General features: G+C 45.4%; 21 protein-coding genes. 7 read left to right on the top strand and 14 right to left on the bottom strand.

Features of this window, described 5'->3' with window-relative positions; translation table 11 throughout:
• Window positions 1-285 precede the first annotated feature (285 nt).
• Both R8N46_RS19380 and R8N46_RS19375 read left to right on the top strand, forming a co-directional pair.
• On the top strand, window positions 286-1,023 hold the full coding sequence (locus R8N46_RS19380) for a siderophore ferric iron reductase (RefSeq protein WP_042520969.1): 738 nt from the start codon (window positions 286-288) through the stop codon (window positions 1,021-1,023).
• 89 nt (window positions 1,024-1,112) lie between these two features.
• Window positions 1,113-3,284 (top strand): TonB-dependent receptor, encoded by a 2,172-nt coding sequence (locus tag R8N46_RS19375; RefSeq protein WP_017634648.1) that lies wholly within the window; start codon window positions 1,113-1,115, stop codon window positions 3,282-3,284.
• Between the two features lie 49 nt (window positions 3,285-3,333).
• On the opposite strand, the gene R8N46_RS19370 is transcribed toward R8N46_RS19375, so the two are convergent.
• On the bottom strand, window positions 3,334-3,525 hold the full coding sequence (locus R8N46_RS19370; protein WP_005376066.1) for a DUF2986 domain-containing protein: 192 nt from the start codon (window positions 3,523-3,525) through the stop codon (window positions 3,334-3,336).
• 136 nt (window positions 3,526-3,661) lie between these two features.
• Here R8N46_RS19370 and R8N46_RS19365 point away from each other — a divergent pair, with 136 nt between their 5' ends.
• Window positions 3,662-4,171, top strand: a complete 510-nt coding sequence (locus R8N46_RS19365) for a GNAT family N-acetyltransferase (protein WP_054865303.1) — start codon at window positions 3,662-3,664, stop codon at window positions 4,169-4,171.
• A 14-nt stretch (window positions 4,172-4,185) separates the two neighbouring features.
• Window positions 4,186-4,575 (top strand): nitrous oxide-stimulated promoter family protein, encoded by a 390-nt coding sequence (locus R8N46_RS19360; protein ID WP_104980715.1) that lies wholly within the window; start codon window positions 4,186-4,188, stop codon window positions 4,573-4,575.
• A gap of 49 nt (window positions 4,576-4,624) precedes the next feature.
• On the opposite strand, the gene R8N46_RS19355 is transcribed toward R8N46_RS19360, so the two are convergent.
• Window positions 4,625-5,785, bottom strand: a complete 1,161-nt coding sequence (locus tag R8N46_RS19355; RefSeq protein ID WP_033907039.1) for an MFS transporter — start codon at window positions 5,783-5,785, stop codon at window positions 4,625-4,627.
• A gap of 176 nt (window positions 5,786-5,961) precedes the next feature.
• Complete coding sequence (trxC, locus tag R8N46_RS19350) at window positions 5,962-6,396, bottom strand: thioredoxin TrxC (protein WP_005387991.1); 435 nt, start codon at window positions 6,394-6,396, stop codon at window positions 5,962-5,964.
• 162 nt (window positions 6,397-6,558) lie between these two features.
• Between trxC and R8N46_RS19345 the strand changes: the two genes are divergently transcribed.
• Window positions 6,559-7,653: a ketoacyl-ACP synthase III gene (locus tag R8N46_RS19345; protein WP_104980711.1), complete on the top strand. Its 1,095-nt coding sequence runs from the start codon at window positions 6,559-6,561 to the stop codon at window positions 7,651-7,653.
• Window positions 7,654-7,739: 86 nt separating this feature from the next.
• Here the strand turns inward: R8N46_RS19345 and R8N46_RS19340 are convergent, their stop codons facing one another.
• The 10 genes from R8N46_RS19340 to R8N46_RS19295 all read right to left on the bottom strand — a co-directional run bounded on the left by R8N46_RS19340 (window position 7,740) and on the right by R8N46_RS19295 (window position 21,174).
• Complete coding sequence (locus R8N46_RS19340) at window positions 7,740-9,065, bottom strand: DUF1501 domain-containing protein (RefSeq protein WP_054730250.1); 1,326 nt, start codon at window positions 9,063-9,065, stop codon at window positions 7,740-7,742.
• Between the two features lie 9 nt (window positions 9,066-9,074).
• Window positions 9,075-10,643: a DUF1800 domain-containing protein gene (locus tag R8N46_RS19335; RefSeq protein ID WP_042520959.1), complete on the bottom strand. Its 1,569-nt coding sequence runs from the start codon at window positions 10,641-10,643 to the stop codon at window positions 9,075-9,077.
• 407 nt (window positions 10,644-11,050) lie between these two features.
• Window positions 11,051-12,313 (bottom strand): hydroxymethylglutaryl-CoA reductase, encoded by a 1,263-nt coding sequence (locus tag R8N46_RS19330; RefSeq protein WP_115386657.1) that lies wholly within the window; start codon window positions 12,311-12,313, stop codon window positions 11,051-11,053.
• A 354-nt stretch (window positions 12,314-12,667) separates the two neighbouring features.
• On the bottom strand, window positions 12,668-13,885 hold the full coding sequence (gene manA, locus R8N46_RS19325) for a mannose-6-phosphate isomerase, class I (RefSeq protein ID WP_115386656.1): 1,218 nt from the start codon (window positions 13,883-13,885) through the stop codon (window positions 12,668-12,670).
• Window positions 13,886-14,008: 123 nt separating this feature from the next.
• Entirely contained in the window at window positions 14,009-15,349 is a 1,341-nt protein-coding gene (locus R8N46_RS19320; RefSeq protein ID WP_115386655.1) for an MFS transporter, read from the bottom strand.
• Between the two features lie 6 nt (window positions 15,350-15,355).
• The gene (uhpB, locus tag R8N46_RS19315; RefSeq protein WP_053349913.1) at window positions 15,356-16,858 is read right to left on the bottom strand and encodes a signal transduction histidine-protein kinase/phosphatase UhpB; all 1,503 of its coding nucleotides are present in this window, start codon (window positions 16,856-16,858) and stop codon (window positions 15,356-15,358) included.
• Window positions 16,858-17,466, bottom strand: coding sequence for a transcriptional regulator UhpA (gene uhpA / locus R8N46_RS19310; RefSeq protein ID WP_005388005.1), 609 nt, complete (start codon window positions 17,464-17,466; stop codon window positions 16,858-16,860). Before uhpA ends, uhpB begins: the two co-directional genes overlap by 1 nt.
• A gap of 138 nt (window positions 17,467-17,604) precedes the next feature.
• Window positions 17,605-18,999 (bottom strand): hexose-6-phosphate:phosphate antiporter, encoded by a 1,395-nt coding sequence (gene uhpT / locus R8N46_RS19305; protein WP_021707729.1) that lies wholly within the window; start codon window positions 18,997-18,999, stop codon window positions 17,605-17,607.
• A 406-nt stretch (window positions 19,000-19,405) separates the two neighbouring features.
• Window positions 19,406-20,236, bottom strand: a complete 831-nt coding sequence (fdhD, locus tag R8N46_RS19300; RefSeq protein WP_053349912.1) for a formate dehydrogenase accessory sulfurtransferase FdhD — start codon at window positions 20,234-20,236, stop codon at window positions 19,406-19,408.
• A gap of 53 nt (window positions 20,237-20,289) precedes the next feature.
• Window positions 20,290-21,174, bottom strand: coding sequence for a LysR family transcriptional regulator (locus tag R8N46_RS19295; RefSeq protein ID WP_017820178.1), 885 nt, complete (start codon window positions 21,172-21,174; stop codon window positions 20,290-20,292).
• A 666-nt stretch (window positions 21,175-21,840) separates the two neighbouring features.
• Here R8N46_RS19295 and R8N46_RS19290 point away from each other — a divergent pair.
• The gene (locus R8N46_RS19290) at window positions 21,841-24,165 is read left to right on the top strand and encodes an FdhF/YdeP family oxidoreductase (protein ID WP_115386654.1); all 2,325 of its coding nucleotides are present in this window, start codon (window positions 21,841-21,843) and stop codon (window positions 24,163-24,165) included.
• A 195-nt stretch (window positions 24,166-24,360) separates the two neighbouring features.
• Window positions 24,361-24,837, top strand: coding sequence for a DM13 domain-containing protein (locus R8N46_RS19285; protein WP_005376099.1), 477 nt, complete (start codon window positions 24,361-24,363; stop codon window positions 24,835-24,837).
• A 208-nt stretch (window positions 24,838-25,045) separates the two neighbouring features.
• On the opposite strand, the gene R8N46_RS19280 is transcribed toward R8N46_RS19285, so the two are convergent.
• Window positions 25,046-25,495: a YkgB family protein gene (locus tag R8N46_RS19280; RefSeq protein ID WP_005376100.1), complete on the bottom strand. Its 450-nt coding sequence runs from the start codon at window positions 25,493-25,495 to the stop codon at window positions 25,046-25,048.
• Window positions 25,496-25,541 lie beyond the last annotated feature (46 nt).

The following is a 25,541-nucleotide window of genomic DNA, read 5'->3' as shown; positions in this document are numbered from 1 at the left end:
ATAACTCACGCTACACAGGGGAACTGTTAACACAGTTTTATCAGGGTGTTTTTATGCTGTGTATTTTTGCGATCATGTGAGCGTTAAATGCGAAGAGGTTTAAGAGTTTGTTGCTATTCATCGCATACGTAACCAGACCTTACAGTTTCACAGAACGCGGAAATACAGTCATAACTAACCCTAAAGGTGCTTCTTTGTTATGAAAACGCAAAGGATAATAGTTTGCATTGCGATTGGTGCTTGGGTATAAAGGTGTCAGAATGACTACACCAACAATAAGCCATCATGTCTGAGCAATTTTTCCCGCAACTGTTTCAAACTTCGAGTGAGATTACACCTTATCTACACGGTGATATCGGCGAGATAGGGCAAGAAGCTATCCATATCGAGAATGATATCAACCCGATCATCCAAGGCCTTTACCAGCAAATCTCGGAGGCTCATCCGGAAGCGGGAAAAGCATATTGGTTGACAAGAACGTGGGATTTACTTTGTTGGCAGCCAGTTTATGTCGCATTCATCTCTATTTACGGTTACCACACGTTGCCAAACATTCGCGAGATAGCGCAGCACCTCAAACCTTGTTTTGTTTCTGGGTACCGATTCGCCGACGAAGCGCATATACATGGCGAGCCAGAAGCGTTGATAAAAGAGGCGGGGCGTCAAATCCGAGAACTGTTCGACTTCTATCAACAAGAGATGAGTCAATGGACACGCATTCGTCCTGGCTTCACCCATCAATTGATGTCGGACGGAATCATGGCTTGTTTAATTCGTCTCCAACAGCGCTTTCCGCAAATGACTAACTCGACACTTCAGGAGCATGCGGTCTTGTGGCTAAGCGCAATGGGTTTGGATGTTGATAATAGCCGCTCACTTCATGAGACGGAATCTGATCAGCCGCTAAAGTTAGTAAGAAAAAGTTGTTGTTTAGTCTATAAGTGTGAAGGCAGAAAGCTTTGTGCAGATTGTCCTCGTTTAGAGGAAAATCGACAGCTTATGAGCAAGAAGGTTCTTAATTAACATTTATTTAACTTGTGTAACAGTGCTCGATTTGAGAGTGAGAATAAGTATCATTGCATGCTCTTGTTGACAACAAAAAGATAAATACAATGATGAAAAGGACGTTTTCTTTCAATCTCATCGTACTTGCGATGAGCAGTGGATACGCAGTTAGCTCAATAGCAGCAGAAGATCTTCAACAAACATCGACTCCGAGCGATGAGCAATTGGTTGTTGTAGGCAGTGTGATGCCGAAATCGATCTCCGATATTCCAGGAACGGTTTGGTTTGTTGGCCAAGAAGAGATTGCTCAGCAATATCGTGCGGGCAAGACACTGGGTGATATTCTTTCTGCAACCATCCCTTCTTTAGACGTCGGCACCGGTGGTCGAACTAACTATGGTCAGAACCTTCGCGGTAGAGCAATGTTGGTAATGATTGATGGTGTCTCGTTACAGTCTTCTCGCCCGATTAGTCGTCAGTTAGATGCAATAGACCCATTCAACATCGAGCGAATTGAAGTACTATCTGGTGCAACCTCCATTTATGGTGCAGGCGCTACTGGTGGTGTTATTAACATTATCACCAAGAAAGCGTACTCGGATGACTTGTCGTTTGAATCCTACGTGAGTGGCACTACAGGCTTTAATAGCAGCGATGACTTTGATTACAAACTCGCTCAGTCTATCTCGGGTGGTAATGAGCGAATTACCGCTAGAGGTTCGGTTGTGTACACCGAGACACAAGGTGCATTTGACGCAAATGGCGACATTGTCACCCCAGACATTTCACAGGGCTCTTTGCAGTATAATTCAACGCTCGATGTTATGGGATCGACCGAGATTCAAATCTCCGATGCCAGCAAGTTAAACCTTGTCGCACAATACTATGACAGCCAGCAAGATTCGCCATACGGTTTGTACATTGTTAACAATAAATTTGTTGATGTACGAGAGGGGTTCGATTCCGACCGTGAACATGGTACAGAGCGAGTTCTCTTAAGTGCGAACTACGCTCACGACAGCGTATTCGGTCATCAACTGATAGGCGAGTTATCTTACCGTAGTGAAGACCAAACCTTTACTCCTTATTACCAAAGTGCCTCTCAACAAAAAACAGAAGTTTTTGCTGGGCGCTTAGCGTTAGCTAAAAGCTGGGAGTCATTCAAACTTGTTTATGGTGTCGATGCGTACTTAGACCGTTTTGAAAGTAACCAGGCTCTGTTCGATCCAACCATTGCGAACAGCTCTGGGAACTTAATTAATCGAACCTATGCCGAAGTGGGGCGTTACCCAGATGTTGATGTGGCGTCTTACGCAATGTTTGTCCAAGGGGATTACCAAATCAATCAAGATTGGTCAGTACAAGCAGGCTACCGCTACCAATACATGGACAATAAGATTGATGATTTTGTTGCCTATAGTATACAAAAGAAGATCGCATCGGGTAATGGTGTATCAGCGGATGCGGTACCAGGTGGCAGCACTGACTACTCTGTGAGCTTATTTAATTTGGGCACCATTTATCAGCTTAACGATGAATCTCAGCTTTGGGCGAACTTCTCTCAAGGTTTCGAACTCGCTGATCCTGCAAAGTACTACGGCCAAGGTAGCTACGATGCCGCGGATGCAAATGGTCACTACGCGTTGAACAATAGCATTAACGTATCTGACTCAAAAATGTCGGGCATCAAAACGGACAGCTATGAAATTGGTTACCGATTAGATACGGATACTGTCGCACTGCAAGCGGCGGGTTACTACTCGGTGTCGGATAACTCAATCAAGTATGACAAGAAGACGCTCCTAATCACCAATGTTGATGACGAGCAACGTGTATACGGTGCCGAAGCAAACATTAACTACTGGGTAAACCGTGATATTTTGTTAGGTGCATCAGGTCACTATGTGGTTTCTGAGCTGAAAACCAACGGTAAGTGGGAAGATCTAAGTGCGGGTAAAGCAAGTACATCAAAAGCGAACGCGTGGGCGGCTTACTATCAGGATGGCTATTCACTACGTCTACAAAGCCAGACGATGTTTGATTACGAAGATGACGCAAACAACAAACTAGATGGATACACTACGTTTGATCTTCTTGGTAACGTAACACTACCTATCGGGCAGTTAGGTTTTGGTATTCAAAACCTATTTGACGAAGACTACACAACCGCTTGGGGACAACGTGCGCAGATTCTTTATGCAGCACACTACGATGCAGCAGCGTACGACTACAAAGGAAGAGGTCGCACATTCACACTGAACTACAGTGTTGAATACTAAAGCTAACTCGCTCCAAATATCAAAAAAGCCGCTTGAAGCGGCTTTTCTTTTAGGCTTGATCTGTCTGCGCTGTGTCTACAACGTTTTCCGTGTGTTCTGAAGCTTGGTTTTGTTCTTCAGCTTCCATTTTCGCGCGTTCAGCTTTGGAGATATAACGCGGCTTATTGCTCTTATGTAGCTTAGCGTTATGCTTCTTCTGCTTCGCTTTCAAGATCTGATTGATTTTCTTCTTGCGGTTCATGGTGGTGGTCCTTTAATTTAGCGAGGCAGGATAGTTACTTTTTTATCAAGTTACAACTAAATAAGCGCCGGTATCGGTCGCAAAATTCAAGTACGTTCCTATGTCCAATCATCTATCGCGTTTTAATGGAGCCCAAATGAAAACACTGTACACCGAACGTTTGATACTGCGTCTTGTGAGTGTAGATGATGCACCATTTATACTAGAACTTTATAACCACCCAGACTTCTACCGTTTTGTCGGAGACAAACAAATTCGTACCGAATATGAAGCGGCGCGTTACATAAAAGAAAACATGCTACGCATGCAACAAATTAAAGGCGTGAGTTTACTCGTTGTAGAGAAGAAAGAAGATGGGCAACCCATCGGGATTTGTGGGTTGGTTAAACGTGACACATTACAACACTATGATCTCGGATATGGATTTTTACCTTCCGCTTATGGCTTCGGCTACGGAACGGAGTCTGCAACCGCAGTGCTGGAATACGCTAGAGAGGAAATGAAACTCGATAATTTGGTTGCCATCACCAATAATGACAATATTCGTAGTATAAGTTTGCTCAAAAAACTGGGCTTTGAGTTTGAACGAGTTGAGCAGCAATATGATAATGGCCGCACGTTAGAACTTTACACAATGATGTTGTGATTTTTGGATAGCGCATGAGCGATATTTTACTTGGCAAACTCGCCACTGAATTTAAGACAGTAAAAGCCATGGTAGAGGTTTACTGTCATGACCATCATGGAACAAAACGTGACTTATGCTCAGAATGTCGTGAGCTGCTTGAATACGCAGAAGTGCGCCTCGACCGCTGTCCTTATGGAGAGAATAAACCGACGTGTAACAAATGTCCGATTCACTGCTACAAACCAGAGCCGAAAGAACAAATGCGTTTGGTCATGCGTTACTCTGGCCCCAGAATGTTACTGAAACATCCCATCTTGGCGGTTCGTCATTTGCTTCATGAAAAGCGCATGGTACCGGAAAACCCTGCAGCGAACGCGTCAAACCGTCACAAGCGTTTATCTAAACAAAAATGCGAAGAATAAAAAAACGAGGGCGACATGCCCTCGTTTTCGTTGAGTAGAAGCGGCGTGGTTAGAGGCCAGCGGCCATACGCTGCTTGGTTTTGCTCGCAGCAAGTAGCATGTATACGCCAGTCGCAACCAAAGCGGCAAACAAGTAGCCTAGCAAGCCGTGTTCTTGGCCCATGAATTTATCAGCGACAACAGGACCAGCAACAGAGCCGATGCTGTAGCTAAACAGCATGACTTGTGTCGCAGAGACAATAAAGCGTTCATCAAGACCTTCGCAACCTAAGTTGATTGCAATCGGGTACAAAGCAAAAGTAGCTGCACCTAAAAAGAATAATGCAGCAGCCAATACCACGGCTGACGAGGAAATAAAGGTCATACCGATCGAAAAAATACCCAAAATACAGAAAAACGCCATTAGCACTGTGCGGCTCATGTATTTGTTTAACGCGGTCACCATTGGTTGAACTAGCATGCCACCTAGAATCACTAGCGCCATCAATGTACCAATGTCTTGATGGCTAATTTTACGGTTAGTTAACTCAACTGGCATTAATCCGTAGATCGCGCCTAAGGTCAAACCTGAAACAACACAACCAATAATTGCTGCATGGTTTAGTTTGGCAATTTGCTTAAATGATAAAGCGGTTGATTCATGGCTGTTTGGCTGCTCACACTCAATGAACATTAGCACCAGCATCGCCATTAGGATCAACGTCGTGATCGCAATAAACGGAACGCCGCCACTTACGCCAAGCACGCCAATACCAAACTGGCCTAATGCTGAACCACCATAAAGCGATAGCATGTACAAGCTCAAACGTTTCGCACGCGATGCTTCGTCTCCAGACATTAGCCAAGACTCAACAATGACAAAAACACCAGCAACCGCGATACCCGCAATAAAGCGAGCGGCAAGCCACATCAATCCGTTAGCAAACACGGGCAGTGTGACGATAGTTAGCGAAAATACGGCCAAGCAACCAATAAACGCGTTACGGTGACCAACTTGACGTACGATACGTTCAATAAAAATAGCACCGGTTAATAAGCCGCCATAAAACACACTCGCCAACCAACTCGCGTAATCTGCTGAGATGTTGTATTCACCGAGCATGAGAGGGATCAAGCTCATTAAATAGCCCGAAGCCACCGCATAAAGAGACAGTGCGACGACTGGAACTGTAACTCGTGGTGATGCTGCAGGAACGACTGTGTTTTCCACTGTTTTGCGCCTATAAGTTAAATGAAATCTAAGGGTTATTCGGCGCGAATATGAGGCTAATAGTTAGGCAAGTAAAATGATAAATTTAAGTCGTTTCGATAAATAATATTTGTTAACTAGATAGGTTGATAAGTTGCATAAAAACGCCAACCTACAAACAAGGTTGGCGTGGAAGATTATTTAGTAAGTGCTTGATTTAACCATTGATCGAATTGAGTTTTAGGTAACGCACCATTGATCATATCAACGCGTTGACCATTCTTGAAAACCATAATGGTAGGAATACTGCGAATACCAAATTGCGTCGCAAGTTGTTGTTGAGCTTCGGTATCAATCTTAACAAAACGAGCCGTTCCGGCTTGCTCATGAGCAACATCAGAGAAAACAGGAGCAAAACCAACGCACGGGTTGCACCATGGGGCCCAAAAATCTACTACAACAGGCATATCACTTTGTAATAGAGCAGAAAAGTTATCTTGTGTACCTTCGATAGGCGAGCCGTCTAAAAGTGCACTTTTACATTTACCGCAAGTTGCAGATTCGGCAACGCGCTCATTAGGGACACGATTTAGACCGCCGCACGAAGGGCAGCGAGTTTTAAACGATGACATGACTTCTTCCTTTATTACGTATTGATGAAAACATGACTTACCAGTCAGCCTCATTATTTGTATACTTATTTTTTAACCTGCCGAAATAACGCAGCGCAGGTTTGTATTTGAGCCTAAGGTTCTAAGAAATTTTATTAAAATACAACAATAAATAGGTCTGCGATGACAAATTACTACGCTGAAATTACAGGTTGGGGGAAATGTGTTCCGCCAGCCGTGCTCTCTAACGATGATCTTAGCACTTTCCTCGATACTTCCGATGAGTGGATTCGTACCCGCACTGGTATCGAAAACCGCCGTATTAGTCATGTAAACACGTCAGACATGGCGACCGTTGCTGCTAAACATGCATTAGCTCGAGCAGGTGTCGATGCAGCAGACGTGGATTTAATCATTGTGGCGACTTGTTCACCAGATTCATTGATTCCAAATATCGCGTCTAAGGTACAGCAGAACCTAGGTATTCGTGCAGCCGCTGCCTTTGACTTAAATGCCGCATGTACGGGATTTGTCTATGGCCTAGAAACGGGCACACGTTTGATTCAATCAGGTAACTATCGTAACGCGATCATTATTGGTGCGGAAAGATTGTCTTTCTACATCGATTGGGCAATGCGAGATACCGCTGTTCTATTTGGTGATGGTGCGGGCGCCGTTGTGTTATCAAGAACGGAAAAAGAAACGGGTTTACTACAGTCTCAAATCGGTTGTGACGCAAAAGGCCGCGATATTCTGTCCGTACCAAAGTTTGGTACTTGTATGGATCGCTTTGCGGAAGACAACGGTTACTGGGATTTCAACTTTGTAGGACAAGAAATTTTCAAACGTGCAGTAAAAGGCATGGGGCTAGCTGCGAAAACCGTACTGAAAGCATCACAGTTAACGACGGAACAAATCGATGTTGTGATTCCGCATCAAGCGAATATTCGTATTATTCAAACCTTGTGTGACCTGTCTGGAATTCCACACGACAAAGCGTTTGTTAACATTCAAAACTATGGCAATACTTCAGCTGCGACGGTGCCAATTGCATTGTGTGAAGCGGTAGAGCAAGGTCGAGTTAACCCAGGTGATAACATGCTTCTCGCTGCGTTTGGTGCTGGTTTGACATGGGGTGCGGCAGTATTGAAATGGGGTGACCGCGTAACGCCAATTGGTGAAAGTGATGCGGTTCTGCCTGAATGTGAGCAATCCGCGCTAGAATTACTTGAGCGTGCCATTAAGCTGTGTAACGAACGCCGTCGCGACGAGGTGTAATGGACACTTTGCAAACATAAGATGAGTAAGGGAGCGCGAGGCTCCCTTATTTAATGATGCGTTCTACAGCTAACCTGTAAAATATCTTACGACATAAAACCCAGGTTTGAATGAGTAAAATTACGGATGTTCGGGAACACGTATTCCAGTGCAGCGTTATCACTCACGCCCATCCACTGTGCTAGTGTTGAACCAACTTGATCAGCGGCAATTTTGGGTATGAGTCGGCCTTGAGAGTAATCATCGTTTCCGCCCAGTATTAGTTCCGGCCATGTACCGATAGGTTGTTTCCCATTTACCGCGCCTCCAATTAATAGTTGATGGCCACCCCAGCCATGATCGGTACCATTTCCGTTGCTCATCATCCGTCGACCGAAGTCAGACATAGTGAAAGAGGTGACTTGCTTGTTTAGCCCTAACCGTTCGACCGCACGATACATTGCTAAAAGGTTTGTCGCGAGATCCTCAAGTAACACTGGATGACGTGCCAATTGCGAATCGTGCAGGTCATACCCAGAGTGTTTAACGAAAAAGACTTGTCGTTGCTGCTTCAGGACATCTTGGCTTGCTATCAATTTGTACACGGTTTGCATCTGCTTGCCGAGCGTCGATGACGTAAACAGCGGCTCGTCAGCAATGTGGTTGAGTTGCTCGCTCAGTACACTACTCATTACCATCGACTCATCAACCATCAAATTAAAATGACCATTAAATGGATTGTCAGTTTGATGAGAGAGAAGGCGATCATAGATCCCCTTGTATAGCGGGTTATCAATCGCGGTAAGCTGAACTGCGCGATCTTTTTTCAGGACGGTTTGGCGGTGTTCCATTGCCCGTAACCAAAGCGAGTTGCCATGCACACTGTATAGCGGTGTTATTTCTGATTCAGAGTTTAATACATCCAACATTCTGCCAGCCCAACCAAGATTTTTAGACTCGCTCATTCCACCAAGTAACCAAGCGTCTGTTTGAGAATTATGAGAAAACAGTTGCTCGGGAAGTGATGCTTCACCTTGCTCAATAGCTTGTTTGGTGACGGGATGGTTGAGAATGCCACTATTGAGCACGATGCTGGCATCGCCTTGTTCGAAAACGGAAGTTAACGCATTTAACTTTGGGTGTAAGCCGAGCTTCACTGGGTGATTTGAGCTATCGACAGCACTTAAATTGATAGGGAGTATGTCTTCTTTGGCGACAGAGAGTGGCCCTCTGACTTTGGAATATTGACGATAGTGCGCCTCCGATAATGGCAGTATGGTGTTGAATGCATCGTTTCCGCCTGCTAAATACACACATATTAATGCTCGAAAGTCATTGGATGGCGCTGCGAGAGAGTAACCTGGCAGACTAAGAGAGGCTAGTGCGCCCATCGATAGCGTGCTTTGTATAAAATGTCGTCGTGAAATATCCATAATTCACTCCTAATCCTGAATATAAAATTCGTCGCCAGAAATGGCGGTAAATATCACTAGAGCGAGTTTTGTTGTTGGCACATAGTCCTCACGATAATCATTCAGCGCGGTGAGCATGAGCTCTTTCAATTCAGCAGAAGCCGTTCCAGCAAAGAAACGCTCGTTAACCAATTCGACTAAGGCATGGTGATCGTCTAGAAGAAGATAAAGCTCGTTAAGATCGAAGTGGTAGGAATCACCACCTCCTCTACGAGTGCTGGTTAACATATAGTTGACCAAATCGGTATAAACAGACCAATTGAGAAGTTCATACTCTGGAGAGTTAATACCAGACTCCGTAAACTCGTTAGACGGCTGATAGTCTGGAGAGTAAAAATTAAACACGGAAGGAGAACGAAGCGGCCCTTGATTAGCGATGTTCATCATCGTTGTTGCGTCTTCGTAACGTGATCCTTTAACCGTAAAACCTGATGCTCGATGAAAATTAGTCAGGACCAGTATCGGTTCTTTCACTTTTATAGGCGGGGTATCCGTCATCCCTAATGCTTCAGGGTCGAGCAATATGGCTCGAACAACGGCGGTTAGATCGCCTTTTTCTCCTTCCCCATTGTTGTTAAATATCGTAGCAACACGCGCGACGTACTCTGGGCTTGGATTTGAACTGACCAAACGTTGGATAAGTAACTTTGAAACAAATGGAGCAACATTTGGGTGAGACATCAACATATCAATCACTTTTGAAAGCTCTTCTTGTGCGGTTAGACCCGATGGGATCACGTTCCCTAGAAATCGCTTCTCGCCGGTGTCGTGTCTTTGACTGATAACTCGCATCGGTTTCACGAATGCGATGTCGGAATTTTTCCATCCAGTTAATGCTCGCGCGAGCTCTTGAATATCAGTTTGATTGTACGTGGGGATAGGTTTGCCTGTTGCGTGGTTTAGCTTTTTACTGCCATCTAAATTGAGTTCATACAAACCGATAGTGAATAACTGCATTAACTCTCGAGCAAAGTTCTCATCGGGAAGCGTTCCTGTCGCACTATTTTCTTTTGCACTACCGAGCATAGACAAATAGCTCCCCATGACTGGATGGATGGAAACGTCATACAACAGGTCTCGGTAGTTGCCAAACGCATGCTCAACCAACAGATCGTAGTAATTCACTAACCCTGTAGGTTTGCTGGAAAGAACGCCGCCATAACGAGAAACGACTACGATCTGACTCAATGCATAAGCCGTTCGCTGTCTGAGCTGATCTTCAGCAGTAACAACAATCTGATACCAAGCATTTTCTCGGTTTGACTGTAGGCCTTTAGAAAAAGGCGTTTGATAAAGTGGTTGATGGTAGGTTGCTGGCAGGTTGATTTGTTTCTGTATCCAGTCCCCTAACCCATTTTCCCTAACCTCATTAATTAACGCAGGAGTTGGTCCAAAAGAGGTTTGATAGAGAAAACGCGCAACGGTTTGATCGGATGGGGATTGCTGTATTTGTGCTGATACATTAGGCACATGGCTCAGCAATAAGATAGCCAATCCTAGTACCCAAGCAGAGATTTTATTTAGCTTCTGACGTCTCATAGTTAACTCGCTTACCCGAAGTAACGATTTAAGTCCATTTAACGGGAGTTATTAAGCTCTTTTGAGCTGTTTAGTAAATTTATGAAAATCAAGCAGCTGCATAGGCGAGTATAGTAGCTATAAGTGGTGAACAAAAAACTCAAACGATGAATTTGGTACTATAGTGCTAGAAGTTTTTGATGCTATTTTTTCTAAGATACTGATATTAAATATGGCCAATGAAGAGTAACAAGCAGAGATATCGCAATGGATATAGAAGGGGGACAGCTAAAGTACTGTTAACAAGAGATTGGTATGTTTGTTAAGGCTTAAGTTAGTTTCAAGAAATTATTGAGCCAATAAATAAAGTCCATTGGTTTGCACAAGAGAAAACCACACGGATGTTCTCTTGTACAAAGCAACAAAGGTTATTTTCGGGCAAGCTTATGGTGAGCACGAGAAAAGTGATCGGCACAAAATGCGCCCACGATCGAGAGTTCGCCAGCCAGACAAAGCGCAGCTGCGACTTCGGCTAACGCTTTCGCATTGCCGTTGCCGTGCAAACCCAAAATATCCAAACATGCTTTTTGCGTTGGAAGGCCAGTACCACCACCAACCGTCCCCACCATGATGTTTGGCAAGGTCACGCACGCGTACAAGTTGCCTTGAGCGTCCACATCCATACGAGTGATTCCAATGGCAGACTCTGCAACGCAAGCGGCATCTTGACCACAAGCAATGTACAGCGCGGCAAGCGCGTTTGCGTAATGCGCGTTGACGCCAATTGTCCCGCTGAGTAAACCGCCCACTGTGGTCATTTTGCCAAATTGAACCATAGACTCCGGCGTCGTATGCAGATATTTTTCCACCAACTCAGCAGGAATGGTCACTTCGGCGGATACTTTCTTACCGCGTACCGAGCGCAGTGTGTGCGCGTTTGGTTTTTTGTCGCCTGATAAGTTGCCATCCAAGAATGCTTGAGTTGGTTTGATTGGGCTGGTCGCCAAAATATGATGGAACACTTCGTTTGTTGCGATGGTCACCATGTTTTGTCCGGAAGCGTCACCAGTCACGTATTCAAAGACCAAATAAACGTGGTTTCCTTCGATATTTACATTGATGTCTTTGAGTTTGCCATGTGAGGTGGTGGATTCCGCAATTTGACGAAATACGTCAAACTGGGTCACAACCCAACTGACGAACTGGCCGGCGTCAGCAAGGTGATTAAAGGCGAATACTGGTGTTCGGCTCACCCCTTCACTTAGTAACAATGCGCTCGCGCCACCAGCGGCGGTGATAAGATTTGCGCCACGGTTGTAGGAAGCGACTAACGCGGCTTCTGTCGTTGCGAGCGGAACCAAAAAGTCATCGTTCGCATACAAACCGTTGACGCGCAAAGGGCCTGCGATGCCGACCGGCACATTGACAGTACCAATGAAGTGCTCGATGTTGTTGGAGTAAGCGTCGCAATGTGACTGTGTGAAAGGATCAAGAAGATGATCTTTATTGGTCACTTGTTCCAATACTTGCCAACGGCGCGCCAAATGCTTATCCGATAGGCCAGGGCTTAAGCAGAGACGTTTCTCTGGCTTGTGAAACTTCGGTTCTAATGCCGATTGAATCTTACTGCTGGTTTCGATATCGGAAAGGGCGGAGCTTTGAACAGGGTTATCTTGGTTTAACTTCGGCATACAAACGTTAACTGAAAAATCGAACCAGAGATTGTAGTGATTGAGGCTTTGATTACAACGTTGATTATACGTTTTGCAACAAATACCACTGTGCAAGCGCCTTTATTATCCAAGTGATTTGATATTGGAGCGGCGAATTTACTGGAAATAAATGGGTTTTGACAATGAATGTTGCAGTGAATAGAGGAATCTATGGTTCTTAGAGAACTTAGATGGTTTAGACCGCAGCGGCTTTGAGTCGATAAGGTGTAAGAATGAGTGTCTTAAAACCGGACAGGCTCAATCTATGAGAGGAATAAGCTGTCTAACCCAGTCCCTTGGGTCAGACGCTAGCTTGAATCCGTTATCCAGAAGTTAGTTAAAGGCGCGAGCCACACGTCCCGCACTTTGAATACGGTAATGGCCAACGTAAGCAGGAACAAATACCGATTGTCCTTTCGCGGCGGTTAACGTCTCACCGTTATCACTGATGAGTGTCAGGTCGGCATCAATCGCCATCAAAATCTCTGCGCTGTTAGCCTCAATCACTTCATTGTTCGGTTCGTTAAGAATGCTGAAACTAAAGTCTGCCACTGGAACGGGGTAAAGGCTTTGGCAACCATTGGCATTGGGTTCTAGAACAAGGCCGTTAAACGGCTTAGGCACAAAGTCTGTGCATTTAACCAGTTCTTCAACATCCATATGTTTCGGCGTGAGTCCTGCACGCAAAACGTTATCTGAGTTCGCCATGATCTCTAATCCCGTTCCTTTAATGTAAGCGTGTGGCGTTCTTGCGCTCAGGAACATCGCTTCGCCAGGTTGCAGCGTGATGACATTCAACAGTAATGGCGCAAACAAGCCGACATCGCCGGGGTATTGAGTGGATAGATCCAAGATGAGCTGGAAAACGTCGCTGTCAGTGCCTTGCTCCGATTGACGTGAAGCGTGGGCAAGAAGCTGTTTCAGTGCTCGCTCTTTTGTTTCTCCTTCCATGGTAAGAATGTGCACAAAGAAATCGCGTAAACCTTGTGAGTTGATTTCGCGTTTGAATGTGTCAAGAGGCGCGCGTAGCTCATCGATATCGCAAAGGCTAAATGCCTCAATAATCTCGGCATACGAGCGAAAACCGTTCATGGCTTGGTAACTTGTCAGCGCGTACACCAACTCAGGTTTGTGGTTTGGATCCTTGTAGTTACGATGGCTTGCGTTTAGTGGGATCCCGGCACTTTGCTCTTTTTCGAAGCCTATTTCGGCATCTTGCTTGCTTGGGTGAACTTGAATCGACAGTGCGTGTTCGGCCGCTAAGATTTTAAACAGAAAGGGTAGGTCGCCAAATTTTGCTGCGGTTTCTGCTGATAAGTAAGCGGGTTGGTTTTGTTTGATCAGTTCAGACAAAGGCAGCGTGTTTTGCTCAACCTGAACTTCAGAGCAGCCGTTTGGGTGAGTACCCATCCATACTTCTGCTTGAGGCTCATTCGTTTCGTTAGAAAAGCCAAACAAATCGTGAATAGAAGAGGTGCTTCCCCAAGCGTAGTTTTGGATTTTGTTGTTCATTTGAAAGAAGCTATGCGATGAAATAGTGTTCAAATTCATGAATTTTTCCCATAGTTAACCCTCCGAACTGAATCGGAAGAAAAATTGAGCAGAGATACGTTAAATAAGGAGGGCGAGCGCGGTTAGGTCACTCGCCAATTTGCCCGAGGGCGATAAGTCGATTTACAACCGAGGTTTTGGTTCGAGTGGTTTTCGTGATGGTTGCGCTTGCAAAAATGGCAGCAACAAAAGGCCAATGACGGCTGCACAAACTGAAATGGTGATGAAGAAACCCGTCCAATGATATTCTTCAAGAATTAATGCCAGTGGATAGCCAGACAATGCTGCGCCCATGTAGGCGAACAAGCCCACGAATCCTGTTGCCGCGCCGGCAGAATCTTTGTGAGAGCACTCAGCCGCCGCCATACCGATCAGCATTTGTGGCCCAAAGACAAAGAAGCCGATGGAGAACAATCCCGCCGCTTGGAATGCAAAGTTGGTCAGAGGCATCAGCCAAAGCGCGGAGACAGATAAGAAAATCCCAATAGCGAACAGCAAGTTCATTGGCCCACGGTTACCGCCAAAGAGTTTGTCTGAGCCCCAACCCGCAACCAATGAACCAACAAAACCGCCGATTTCAAACATCGACAGAGCAGCGTTGGCATTAATCAGGCTATAGTGATGCTGCTCGGTCAAGTACAGGTTTCCCCAGTCATTGATTGCGGTTCGGACGATGTAAACCAACACATAACTGAACGCGAGCAGCCAGATGTATTTGTTGTTAAATACGTACGATTTCAGAATTTCGCGGTAGGTGAGGCCACGTCCGTAATTTTCTTGCGCAAGTTCTAATGCGTCGTTGCGCCATTGGCCGACACTTGGTAAACCCATTGTTGTGGGTTTGTCGCGCAATCGCCAACAAACGAATAGTCCGAGCAATACCCCGATGATGCCGGGTAGAATAAAACCTTCACGCCAGCTGTAGTGCAACGTTATATAGCCCACCAAAATAGGGATCAGCGCGCCACCAACGTTGTGTGCGGTGTTCCAAATCGCCCATAAGAAGCCACGCTCGGAGCGTGAATACCAAGTGGTTAACAGCTTGGAGCATGAAGGCCAGCCCCAGCCTTGGAACCAGGCGTTTAAGATCCACAGAGTAATGAAAGCCGCGAGTGAGCTAGAAAAACCGAACGCGATATTGACCAGACCTGTCGCAATCAATCCTAATCCCATGAAATAACGAGGGTTAGAGCGATCCGAAATCGTGCCAGAAATAAACTTCGAGCAGCCGTAGGTGATGTAGAAAAATGTACCGATAAGACCCAAATCGCCTTTATCTAAGCCAAGGTCGGTGATCATCGCTGGTGCTGCGTAGTTAAAGGTCTTACGGGTAAAATAGAAACCTGCGTAGCCGATGTACATCCCCAACATAATGTGCAAACGCCAATGGCGGTAACGCTGGTCGATTTGCTCGTTGCTCAGACTCGGTTGAGTAAATTTAGGTGAACGTAAAAATCCAAACATCTTGAGTTACACCTTAGGTAAAGTAATGCTGATTTGTGTGCCGATCACTTGATCGCTGGTGGAGTAGATAACCATTTTTCCACCTAACGCGTGCACACGTTCTTGCATGCCGCGAACGCCCATGCCTTTCATGCTGTCCTGAACTTTGAAACCGATACCATCATCGTGAATCATCAGTGACACCGCAGCTTCTCCAATTGTCAGTTCAATATTGATCAACTGCGCTTCTGCGTACTTGGCTGCGTTATTTAATGACTCTTGGCATAAACGGAATAGGGTTACTTTGAGTGTGTCACTCAGGCTGGTGTAATCGCCTTGCCAGTTCAGTTGAACAGTTGTTCCGTGATTGGCGAATTCCATCTCTCGCGTCAGTTGCTCGACGGATTCTTTTAAGTCCAAATCATCCAGCATTTTGGGTCTTAGTTTGCTCAACAGTCGCTTAGTGGTGTCGTACACGTTGAGCGAAAGCCCTTCGATCATGTCCGCGCAACCAACGCGTGTTTCTGCGTTGTTCACTCGTTTAATGATGTTGGCTTGTGTGCGGATTGCCGTGATGTTCTGTCCAATTTCGTCATGTAGCTCGCGCGCAATATCGCGTCTTACGGACTCTTCAGCTTTGATAAGCTGGCGAGACAAATTCTGATTGCGCGCAAGTTCACCGCGCAGTTTGTGATTGAGGTCTTTTTGTTTCTGAACCCCTAAACCGAGCATAATGCCAGTAATGGTTTGCGCCGAGAGAGATAATAACAAATCGGTGATTTCTAGATTCGATACGCCGCTACGAGCCGCAATCAGCGCTATGCTGTTGAGCATGGTGGCGAGCAGAGCACCTTGCCAACCGTAACGCAGAGCAAGCACGATGATTGGAATCGCCATACAAAACGGCGCAAATCGTTTTAGCTCTTCAGGCAAACTGGTTTGCACCAAAATACTGCCGATCAAAAGCAGCGCATAAAGCACGATATGACGCACCTGAAATACAACGGCATTACTAAGTAGGAGAGAGCTAAGCGGAGACCAACGACTTTGGAACAAGTAGCTCCACAACAGGTAGCACATAGGCACCACGAGCAAGCCTCCAGAAATGCTAGCCAGCCATACCATGTAAACAGAAGGCACGTGAAATCCGACCGCCATTACGTTGATGAAGGCGGTAATGATGATCACAATGCCCATGACGGCTAAGTGGCGGTTTTGGTCACCGTAGTAGTATTTTTTCGCAATCAGTGTGACCGGGATACTGGCAATGCTCGCAATCAGCACGGTAAGCCACTGCGGTTGACCCAGTAACATCGCAAGTGCGATGGAAAGTCCCCACTCCGAAAGGTAAATCGTCGGCCAATAAGCGGTGCGAGTGTGAAGGGCGACACCTAATCGTAAAGCGAAAGGAAACAATAAGATCGCCAGCTCGGGATCATTGACAAAGTAATAGGCAATCACCCATAAGCAGAACCAGGCGCAAGCCATAACAAAAAGTCCGCAAATGGTGGTAACAGCATAAGCTCGCATTAAAAGGACTCTTGAGAAAATAGTTTGGCGAGCTCAACGTTGTTTTTCACGCCGAGTTTGTCGATGGCATTCGCACGATGAACATGCACGGTCTTGTGGCTCAAGCCAAGCTCTGCCGCGACAGACTTCACATCCAACCCATTGGCAAGTAGCTGACATACCTCGTTTTCACGTTTTGTCAGTTGGCATAGAGAGGTGGTGTTGTCGCTAGGCGTTGCAAGTTTAAGTGCAATATCTGATGTGAGGTAACAGCCGCCAGAAGCACTGGTTCTTACGGCTTGAATAAGTTCGTCTGGGCTACAGCGTTTACTAAGATAGCCTTTTGCACCTAGCTTTAGTGATTTTTCCACCATCGCAGGGGAGTCATGCACGCTAAGCATCACGCAGGCAATGCCAGTTGGTATTTCGCTGAGAAAGTTTAAGCCGCTTTCATCTGGCATGGAGATATCTAGGATGACGACATGTGGGTGTACCGCAGGCAACCCTTTTCGCGCTTCGGCGACAGAGCCGAATTCACCAACAACGGTAATATCACTTTCTAAATTTAATAATTGTGCGAAACCCGAACGCACGATGACGTGATCATCAACTAGAGCAACATGAATCATTATTACAACCAAATAGAGCAGACGACTAACAACAATAAGCTCCAACAGGAGCCAATAGAAAAATCTTTAATGATACTGAATTGAGCCATGCTTTTTAATGATCTTGCGCGCTTTACCGAAGTAAAGCGCGCAGAGAAGTTAGGCTTGGTTTTGTGCAAGTTGAAGCTTCTTCGCGTGTCGAATCTTCTTCTCTTCCGCGATAGCGACGAAAGCAAGCAAAACAATACAAATCATGGCGGAGGTATCTAGGGCTGCGAAGGTACCTTTCCAACCTGTTAAGCCGAAGATAGGTGTACCGTCTGCAATCATACCGAGACCAAGTTTCGCGAAGCTGTCACCGATTAGGTAAGCGAATGTACCTTTTACTCCGTCAGCTACACTGATTGCTTTTTTAGGGACAAAACCAACCGCGGCAACACCGATAAGAAGTTGCGGACCAAACACCAAGAAGCCCAATACAAATAGAGAGGCTAAGTACATGAACTCGCTAGTGGCGTGTTGGTAGAACTCAAGCGATACGATGATCAAACCAAGAGACACACAAGCAACCAATGCGCGGCGACCGTTTGCTAAGTCAGATAAGTAACCCCACATCAAAGTACCCACAAGCGCACCGACTTCGAATAGAGTAAAGCCAGAGATTGCCGTTTCTTTTGACAGACCAAGTTCTTGGTACGCGTATACCGTTGACCATTGGTCGATACCAATACGCACGATGTAAAGGAAGATGTTGGCAAAGCAAAGTAGCCAGATAACTTTGTTTTTAAGAACGTATTCAACAAAGATTTCTTTTTTGGTCATCTGGTTTTCTTCAGCGGCGGTGTCTTCTTCACTCACTGCTTCATCGAAAAGTTCTTCTACTTTACCTAGACCGTAAGCTTCTGGTGAGTCGCTACCAAAGCGCATACCGATAAAGCCAACGATGATCGCGATGATAGAAGGGAACACGAACATGCCGATTACGTGGCCGTCGAATAGGTAGTTGGCACCGAAAAGAGCAACACCCGCTGCGCCCGCACCACCAACGTTGTGTGACATGTTCCACAAGCCTAGGTAAGAGCCGCGCTTGTTACGAGGTGTCCATTTTGTAATGGTTGAGTAACTAGAAGGGCCACCAGTACTTTGGAAGAAACCACTTAGAGCGTAGAAAGCCACCATCAAGAACAGGCTTGCACTACCGCCGCCCATGCTGAAGCTGAAACCAAGCATTGCAAGACCAGAAAGGATCAGCATAAAAGGGAGGAATTGCTTGGTGTTCTTACCGTCAGCGTAGTAAGACACAACGGTTTTACCGATGCCGTATGTGATGGAGAAGCCAAGGCCAATAAGACCTAGGTCTGTCATGCTCAAACCGTAAGTTGAGATCATGTCGTTTTGCGCGACATTGAAGTTCTTACGAATCAAGTACATGGTTAGGTAGCCGATGAATACGACCAAGTAAGATTGGATGAACGGTTTAAACCACATCTTTCTTCTAACTTCGACAGGAAGATCGAGGGTCGGCTTCCGCACCTGTTCGAGGAATTTTAACATGATGAACTCTCTTGTAATTGTTTTAGAAACACAACGGCGGCCGTTATGCGCTCTTGTTACCTTTGACTGAGCGGAATTCTAGAGAGTGGTTTTGTAAGGCACATGAGATGGTTGCCTAGATCGGCTAGGAAAAATTCCTAGAAATGCCTAGGAAGGCGGAAAAGCGTGAAAAGAGTCACACAAAATCCTTACTAATTTATGGGTTTTTGACAGGGTTCTTATCGGGTTGGAAAGCGTTCAAATGCAAGCAGGTTAATATACGCAAGCTTAGTGCTGACAAGGGGTGAGCACGTTTGGTTGGAGAGAATAGTGTCTTGTCGCTAAGTATCAATTGGGAACGAGAAGCAAACAACAGAGACCCAGAGGTCTCCGTTAGAAATATTATGAATTCGATTAGGTTGACGTGTTAAGGCGCGGGGCTGTATAGACGCGGCGAGCCGTGTTTTGGCAAGTGAATTAGGTTCAAATGGTTTCTTCTTGCCCATTCGACAGTTAACGCTGTAGGCGCAGATAAGCAAACCAGAGTGGGGATACGCGCGCGAACGGCTTTGTGGATCAACTCCAAGCTGCAACGGCTTGTCATGATTGCGAAGCCACTTTGAGGCTCGATGTGATTGTTGGTCAATGCGCCAATCAACTTATCTAGCGCGTTGTGACGGCCGATGTCCTCTCGGCACAACTTGATGTTGCCTTGTAAATCTGCAAATAAAGCGGCGTGTAACGCGCCAGATTCACGTGCGGCTTCTTGATGCAGTGCGACTTTGTCTCGCAGCCCTTCGAATACATCGGAGCGCGGAGGAAGAGACGGTGTTAGCGGTGCCAAATCAGGCAAAGCTTGTTCCAGAGCCTCTACACCACAAATGCCGCATCCGGTTGTGCCGGCAAGATTTCGGCGCTGTGTTTTTAACGCCCAGAAAGCGCGGTTGCTGATTTCCACTTCCGCATAGTGAGATTCGTGATCGCCACCAATTTCAATGTCTTTAATCTCTTTGAAATCGTGGACGATGCCTGTGCTTAGGCTAAATCCTTTCACGAAGTCTTCCAGATGGCCTGGCGTCACCATCATGACCGCTTGGCTAATGCCGTTATAGCTGATAGCTAAGGCGGATTCACTCGCCAGCGACATTTGTTGCACTGGGCGGCCATCAATCAATTCTCGGTAATTGAACGCACTTGGTTGAGGTGGTGCTTGATTGAAATCGGACAGTTCTAAATAAGATTGAGTAGTACATCTCATGAAATCACCTCATAAGCCGTTATGTATGCCAAAAATTGACGTGTGGATTCTTGTTATCGATTGAATATGTTTTTTGCTTCTGCGAAGCACTGATCGGTTAGCGCGGAGAAGGGTTCTTGTTTTCGCTTTAACAAACCTAGAGGGGCGTGAACGGCGGCTTCTTCGATAGGGATAATGCGAAGCGTATCGTTCAACTCTTCCAATCCACAATTCAGCGGCATAATGGCGCAACAAAGGCCACTGGCTACTGCTTGGATCAAGTGAAAGGTGGAGTTACTTTCAATGACGGTTTGCGGAACCAGCCCTTTACTCACAAAGCTAAGATCAATGGAGTGGCGATAGTGCATGCCCTTCGAAAGCAGCCCTAGCGGAATGTTATTGAGTGACTCCCACAACACTTCAGATTCGGCAAAATCAAAATGACGCTCATCGAATAAAACGCCAAGTTTGGTTGAATCTAGTTCGATAACATCGAAGTAAGCGGTGTTGACTTGATCGACATAACACATCCCCAAATCAAGTTGATTGCGATTGAGTTGGTCTATGATCTGTTCGGTCGTCATGGAGAGTATTTGAAAGCGTAACTCAGGGAACTGTTGAGCTAATGGTTTGAGCAATTGCATAGGGTTTTGGCTGGCGAGTGGCACCATTCCAAGCCGAAGAGAGCCTACCAACTGACCACGGCAGTTGGCGGCTTCGGCTTGCAATCCATCATGAGCTGCTAAGACGGTTTTTGCCCAAGCTAAAATGCGTTCTCCGGCTTCAGTAAATCCTTCAAATCTTTGACTTCTTTGGATTAATTCGAGATCGAGCTCTTCCTCTAAGCTTCGGATTCTCATGGACAAAGTAGGCTGCGTAATGTGGCACAATGCGGCGGCTTGACCAAAGTGTTTGGTCTGTTCAAGTGCGATGAGATATTTAAGTTGTTTGATATCCATAATGGCTTGTTAACCTTGCGTTGTGAGTCACATGTACGGGGGAACTCCCTAAAAAGGGCACAGCACTACCGTACTTTTTAAGCGCTGGAGCGTTTTAACTGGGGAATGAAAAACCAAAACCAAGTCAAGAATAAAACCACACTCAAAATTGATCTGAATCAAGGCTATTCCTGATATTAATTAGGGTCAAATTTAAAGTATCTATAGTGTGATAGATATTATCTATTATCAAGAGTACCGATTTTATTGAGCTCGTTAAGCGAACTAGGTGGAATCGAATGGGAAAACGATTAACCTCATAAATTGTATTGATTAAAAATGTGATGACCGTCAGTGGAAAAATTCGTCATAGATTTTGTTTATCACTCGGTCAGGATTATCAATTGGACGCATATTGAATAACGACTTAATCTTTGATTTAGATCAAGACGCAACAATGCGAATTGAATCTACCAGTCATAGAAACAGTAGGCGGGTATCCGATATCAAGAATCTAGATAAGTAAACGCTCGGACAGTTGAGAGCATGTTGAGTGGTTACTTATTTGGATTAAAAAATACATGGATTAGAAACTAAGCCCTTCAATACTTCCGCATTATCTCAATAAATAACGCGCTTGTTTTCACGGGCACCCTGCTTGCTGGTATATCTGCGAGGAGTAAAGTCGTGAGCCAAAAAGAACAAATAAAAGCATACAAAGGTCCAGCTGGTGGTTGGGGTGCACTGAAAGCCGTAACCAGAAGTTGGTGGGGCAGTGAAAATGCAGTTAAAAACATTCGCACTATGCTCAAAACCAACCAAAATGGCGGTTTCGACTGCCCGGGATGTGCATGGGGTGAGTCGCCAGATAGTGGTAAAGTCAATTTCTGTGAGAATGGCGCGAAAGCGGTAAACTGGGAGGCGACCAATCGTCTGGTTGATCCTGAGTTTTTTGCCAATCACAGCGCTTCTTCTCTCTCAACTCAAACCGATTACTGGTTGGAATACCAAGGCCGTATCACGCACCCAATGCGATACGATGCTGAATCCGATCACTACGTGCCAGTCTCTTGGGATGAGGCTTTTGCACTTGTCGCGAAACATCTCAATCAATTGGATTCACCACACCAAGCTGAGTTTTATACCTCTGGCCGTGCAAGCAACGAAGCGGCGTTTTTATATCAGCTATTTGTGCGCGCATTCGGTACCAACAACTTCCCAGATTGTTCCAACATGTGTCACGAAGCCAGTGCAATCGGGATGAAAGACACCATTGGCGTTGGTAAAGGCACAGTGATCTTTGATGATTTTGAAGAAGCCGACGCGATTTTTGTGATTGGTCAAAACCCGGGCACGAATCACCCACGAATGCTTGAACCTCTGCGCGAAGCGGTAAAACGTGGTGCTCAGGTTATCTGTCTAAACCCGCTGAAAGAGCGCGGATTAGAGCGTTTCCAAAACCCACAAATGCCGATTGAGATGTTGAGTAACGGCTCAGAGCCTACAAACACGGCGTACCTGCGTCCTGCTTTGGGCGGAGACATGGCAGTATTTCGTGGCATCGCGAAATTCTTGTTGCAATGGGAACGCGAGGCATTGCAAAACGGTGGCAAAGCGGTATTTGACCGTGAATTCATCAAGCAGCACACGATAGGTATAGATGACTATTTGGCTGAAGTGGACGCAACCGCTTGGGAACACATCACGGAACAATCGGGTCTTGATTTAAGTGAAATCGAGATGGTGGCGAGCATGTATCGACGTGCAGAACGTGTGATCATGTGTTGGGCGATGGGGTTGACTCAGCATCGTCACTCTGTACCAACCATTAAAGAAGTCGCAAACGTGCAAATGTTACGAGGTAACGTTGGTAAGCCGGGCGCGGGTCTTTCACCAGTACGTGGTCACAGTAACGTTCAGGGCGACCGTACGATGGGCATTGATGAAAAACCTTCAGATCTGTTGTTGGATCGCATTGAAAGTCGATTTAACTTTGCCGTCCCGCGCGGTGAAGGCCACAACACTGTGCAAGCCATTAAAGCGATGGAAGAAGGGCAAGCGAAAGTATTTATCGGTTTGGGCGGTAACTTTGCACAAGCAACGCCAGACACAGAACGTACGCACAACGCGATGCGAAACTGTAATTTAACCGTACACATTTCGACGAAGTTAAATCGTTCTCACCTTGTCACAGGTAAAGATGCGCTTATTCTTCCATGCTTAGGCCGTACTGAGATTGATCAGCAAGCGACTGGCCCACAAGGCGTGACGGTTGAAGATACCTTCAGCATGGTACATATTTCATTTGGTCAGCTAAAACCGCGTTCGGAGCATTTGCGTTCAGAACCAGCGATTATTGCAGGTATTGCCAATGCTACACTCGGGGCAAAACCAATTGATTGGTTGTGGGTGATTGAAGATTACGACCGTATTCGCGATTTGATTGCCGACACGATTCCGGGCTTTACCGACTTTAACCATAAGCTCAAACACCCGGGTGGATTCCACTTGGTAAACCCAGCTGCTGAGCGTCGATGGAATACACCAAGCGGCAAAGCACAGTTCAGCTCTAGTGAGTTGCCGAAACAGTTGATCAGCGAAGCGATACTCGAAAAAGGCCAAAAGCCAGATTTGATCTTGCAAACCATGCGCTCACACGACCAATACAATACGACACTTTACGGCTTGAATGACCGTTATCGTGGAGTATTTGGTATGCGCGAAGTGCTGTTTATCAATGAAGCGGATATTCGTAAACTCGGTTTTGAACCGGGCGACAAAGTGGACATGGTGTCATTGTGGGAAGATGGCGTTGAGCGCCGTGTGAGCGGATTTACGCTTGTTGCCTATGATGTACCAGCAGGTCAGGCGGCGGCTTACTATCCAGAAACAAACCCATTAGTTCCTTTGGACAGTTATGGGGATAGAACGTTTACGCCAACCTCTAAGTTTATTGCGATAAAATTGGAAAAATCGACATCCGATAAGATCGCTTTGGTGGAAGCGGAATAGTGACCAAACCGGCACAACGACATTTCCGATAAGCAAACGGCTGATATTAATTATCAGCCGTTTTTAATTGCGCTCAGTCTGCATTTAGTGCGCATAGCTTGTGTATAATGTTAATGACATTATGCTGCTCGATAATAGACAGATAAGGCCGATTTGAATCTAATTTCAAGTAGTAAAACTAATAAGAAGATGCTTATGACCTTGAAAAATATAATTAAATTAACAATCAGTCACTTAGTGGCAGTTTCTATTGGCATTGCGATAGGTATCTATACTTTACCGATCCTTATTGCACCACCTGCGCCGACCGATGAACAAGTTGCTAAGAGCAAGCAAGGTGCAGAATACAGCGCAGTGTTTAAGAGGGAACTCAAAGGTAGCGATGCTTTTCATTGGGGAGAGGGAGAGATTCATTTGAGTTCTGAAGTCATTACGTTGGTAGGAAAACTCGCTCCCGGACCAGACTATAAACTCTATCTATCTCCTAAGTTTGTCGAAACGGAACAAGAGTTTAATGACCTTAAATCTGAAATGAGCTTAATTGGTGATGTAAAAACGTTCGATAACTTCGTTGTTGAGGTTCCTCAAAGCACTTCAATTTCTGAATACAATACGGTTGTTGTATGGTGCGAGACATTCGGTGAGTTCATTACTTCGGCAAAGTATCAATAAACCTTAGCAGTAGAGTAAAAGGCTTTTCTTTTCACTTTACGCTAAGATGTTGTTTCGCATAATTAAGAGGCAAAGACTCTTAAACATTCTAAATTTAAGAGCCTTTGTTTAGAGTTATTGACAGAACCATTCGACTTGTTTCGACTTGTAAGTCGTTTGCACCTTTCAGGCTACTTTCTGGAAAAACAAGATTTCGAACTATTTAGAGTTATTCTCTGTTTGGCTTGTTTCGTTCGATGACGCTAATCGCAATGGCTAAAAATAGAATATCTTTTACTAAAAAGAAGTTTGTCACCAAAACCCCATCAGACACTTTCCATGTATTCGGTGTCGTAATTAGAAAGCTGAGTGTCGCAAGAAAAATAATTGCGGCGGCTATGCCAGAAAAATAAGCGACTCGTGTGTTTTTAAGGCCAACGATTAATCCAATAGCGACAATGATTTCTGTTGCGCCAATGATGTTTGATACGGCTTGAACTGACATCACATCATACAACCAACTCATCAGAAAATGATTTTCAACGAGCGGTTGTATAAGCTTGGCCTCTGTAGGTGTGAATTTATAAATACCAATCCATATTAGAACTAAAGAAACGCCGAAAACTCCGATAAGATATCCAATTGAGTCACATTGATGATGGCTTTTTACGTTTTGCATAATTAACTACATTCTCCTGTTTGTTAGCGCTTCCAACAAGACCTAT

The sequence above is a fragment of the Vibrio sp. 1874 genome, from assembly GCF_033344395.1.
GTDB lineage: Bacteria > Pseudomonadota > Gammaproteobacteria > Enterobacterales > Vibrionaceae > Vibrio > Vibrio alginolyticus.
The sequence above is the reverse complement of the archived record's forward strand: the minus strand, read 5'-3'. Positions and strand labels throughout refer to the sequence as shown.

What these genes read in the sequence shown, in the direction of transcription:
- R8N46_RS19380 (WP_042520969.1), top strand. Translation starts at nt 286, where the DNA reads ATGTCTGAGCAATTTTTCCCGCAACTGTTTCAAACTTCGAGTGAGATT.
- R8N46_RS19375 (WP_017634648.1), top strand. Translation starts at nt 1,113, where the DNA reads ATGATGAAAAGGACGTTTTCTTTCAATCTCATCGTACTTGCGATGAGC.
- R8N46_RS19370 (WP_005376066.1), bottom strand. Translation starts at nt 3,525, where the DNA reads ATGAACCGCAAGAAGAAAATCAATCAGATCTTGAAAGCGAAGCAGAAG.
- R8N46_RS19365 (WP_054865303.1), top strand. Translation starts at nt 3,662, where the DNA reads ATGAAAACACTGTACACCGAACGTTTGATACTGCGTCTTGTGAGTGTA.
- R8N46_RS19360 (WP_104980715.1), top strand. Translation starts at nt 4,186, where the DNA reads ATGAGCGATATTTTACTTGGCAAACTCGCCACTGAATTTAAGACAGTA.
- trxC (WP_005387991.1), bottom strand. Translation starts at nt 6,396, where the DNA reads ATGTCATCGTTTAAAACTCGCTGCCCTTCGTGCGGCGGTCTAAATCGT.
- R8N46_RS19345 (WP_104980711.1), top strand. Translation starts at nt 6,559, where the DNA reads ATGACAAATTACTACGCTGAAATTACAGGTTGGGGGAAATGTGTTCCG.
- R8N46_RS19340 (WP_054730250.1), bottom strand. Translation starts at nt 9,065, where the DNA reads ATGGATATTTCACGACGACATTTTATACAAAGCACGCTATCGATGGGC.
- R8N46_RS19335 (WP_042520959.1), bottom strand. Translation starts at nt 10,643, where the DNA reads ATGAGACGTCAGAAGCTAAATAAAATCTCTGCTTGGGTACTAGGATTG.
- R8N46_RS19330 (WP_115386657.1), bottom strand. Translation starts at nt 12,313, where the DNA reads ATGCCGAAGTTAAACCAAGATAACCCTGTTCAAAGCTCCGCCCTTTCC.
- manA (WP_115386656.1), bottom strand. Translation starts at nt 13,885, where the DNA reads ATGAATTTGAACACTATTTCATCGCATAGCTTCTTTCAAATGAACAAC.
- R8N46_RS19320 (WP_115386655.1), bottom strand. Translation starts at nt 15,349, where the DNA reads ATGTTTGGATTTTTACGTTCACCTAAATTTACTCAACCGAGTCTGAGC.
- uhpB (WP_053349913.1), bottom strand. Translation starts at nt 16,858, where the DNA reads ATGCGAGCTTATGCTGTTACCACCATTTGCGGACTTTTTGTTATGGCT.
- uhpA (WP_005388005.1), bottom strand. Translation starts at nt 17,466, where the DNA reads ATGATTCATGTTGCTCTAGTTGATGATCACGTCATCGTGCGTTCGGGT.
- uhpT (WP_021707729.1), bottom strand. Translation starts at nt 18,999, where the DNA reads ATGTTAAAATTCCTCGAACAGGTGCGGAAGCCGACCCTCGATCTTCCT.
- fdhD (WP_053349912.1), bottom strand. Translation starts at nt 20,236, where the DNA reads ATGAGATGTACTACTCAATCTTATTTAGAACTGTCCGATTTCAATCAA.
- R8N46_RS19295 (WP_017820178.1), bottom strand. Translation starts at nt 21,174, where the DNA reads ATGGATATCAAACAACTTAAATATCTCATCGCACTTGAACAGACCAAA.
- R8N46_RS19285 (WP_005376099.1), top strand. Translation starts at nt 24,361, where the DNA reads ATGACCTTGAAAAATATAATTAAATTAACAATCAGTCACTTAGTGGCA.
- R8N46_RS19280 (WP_005376100.1), bottom strand. Translation starts at nt 25,495, where the DNA reads ATGCAAAACGTAAAAAGCCATCATCAATGTGACTCAATTGGATATCTT.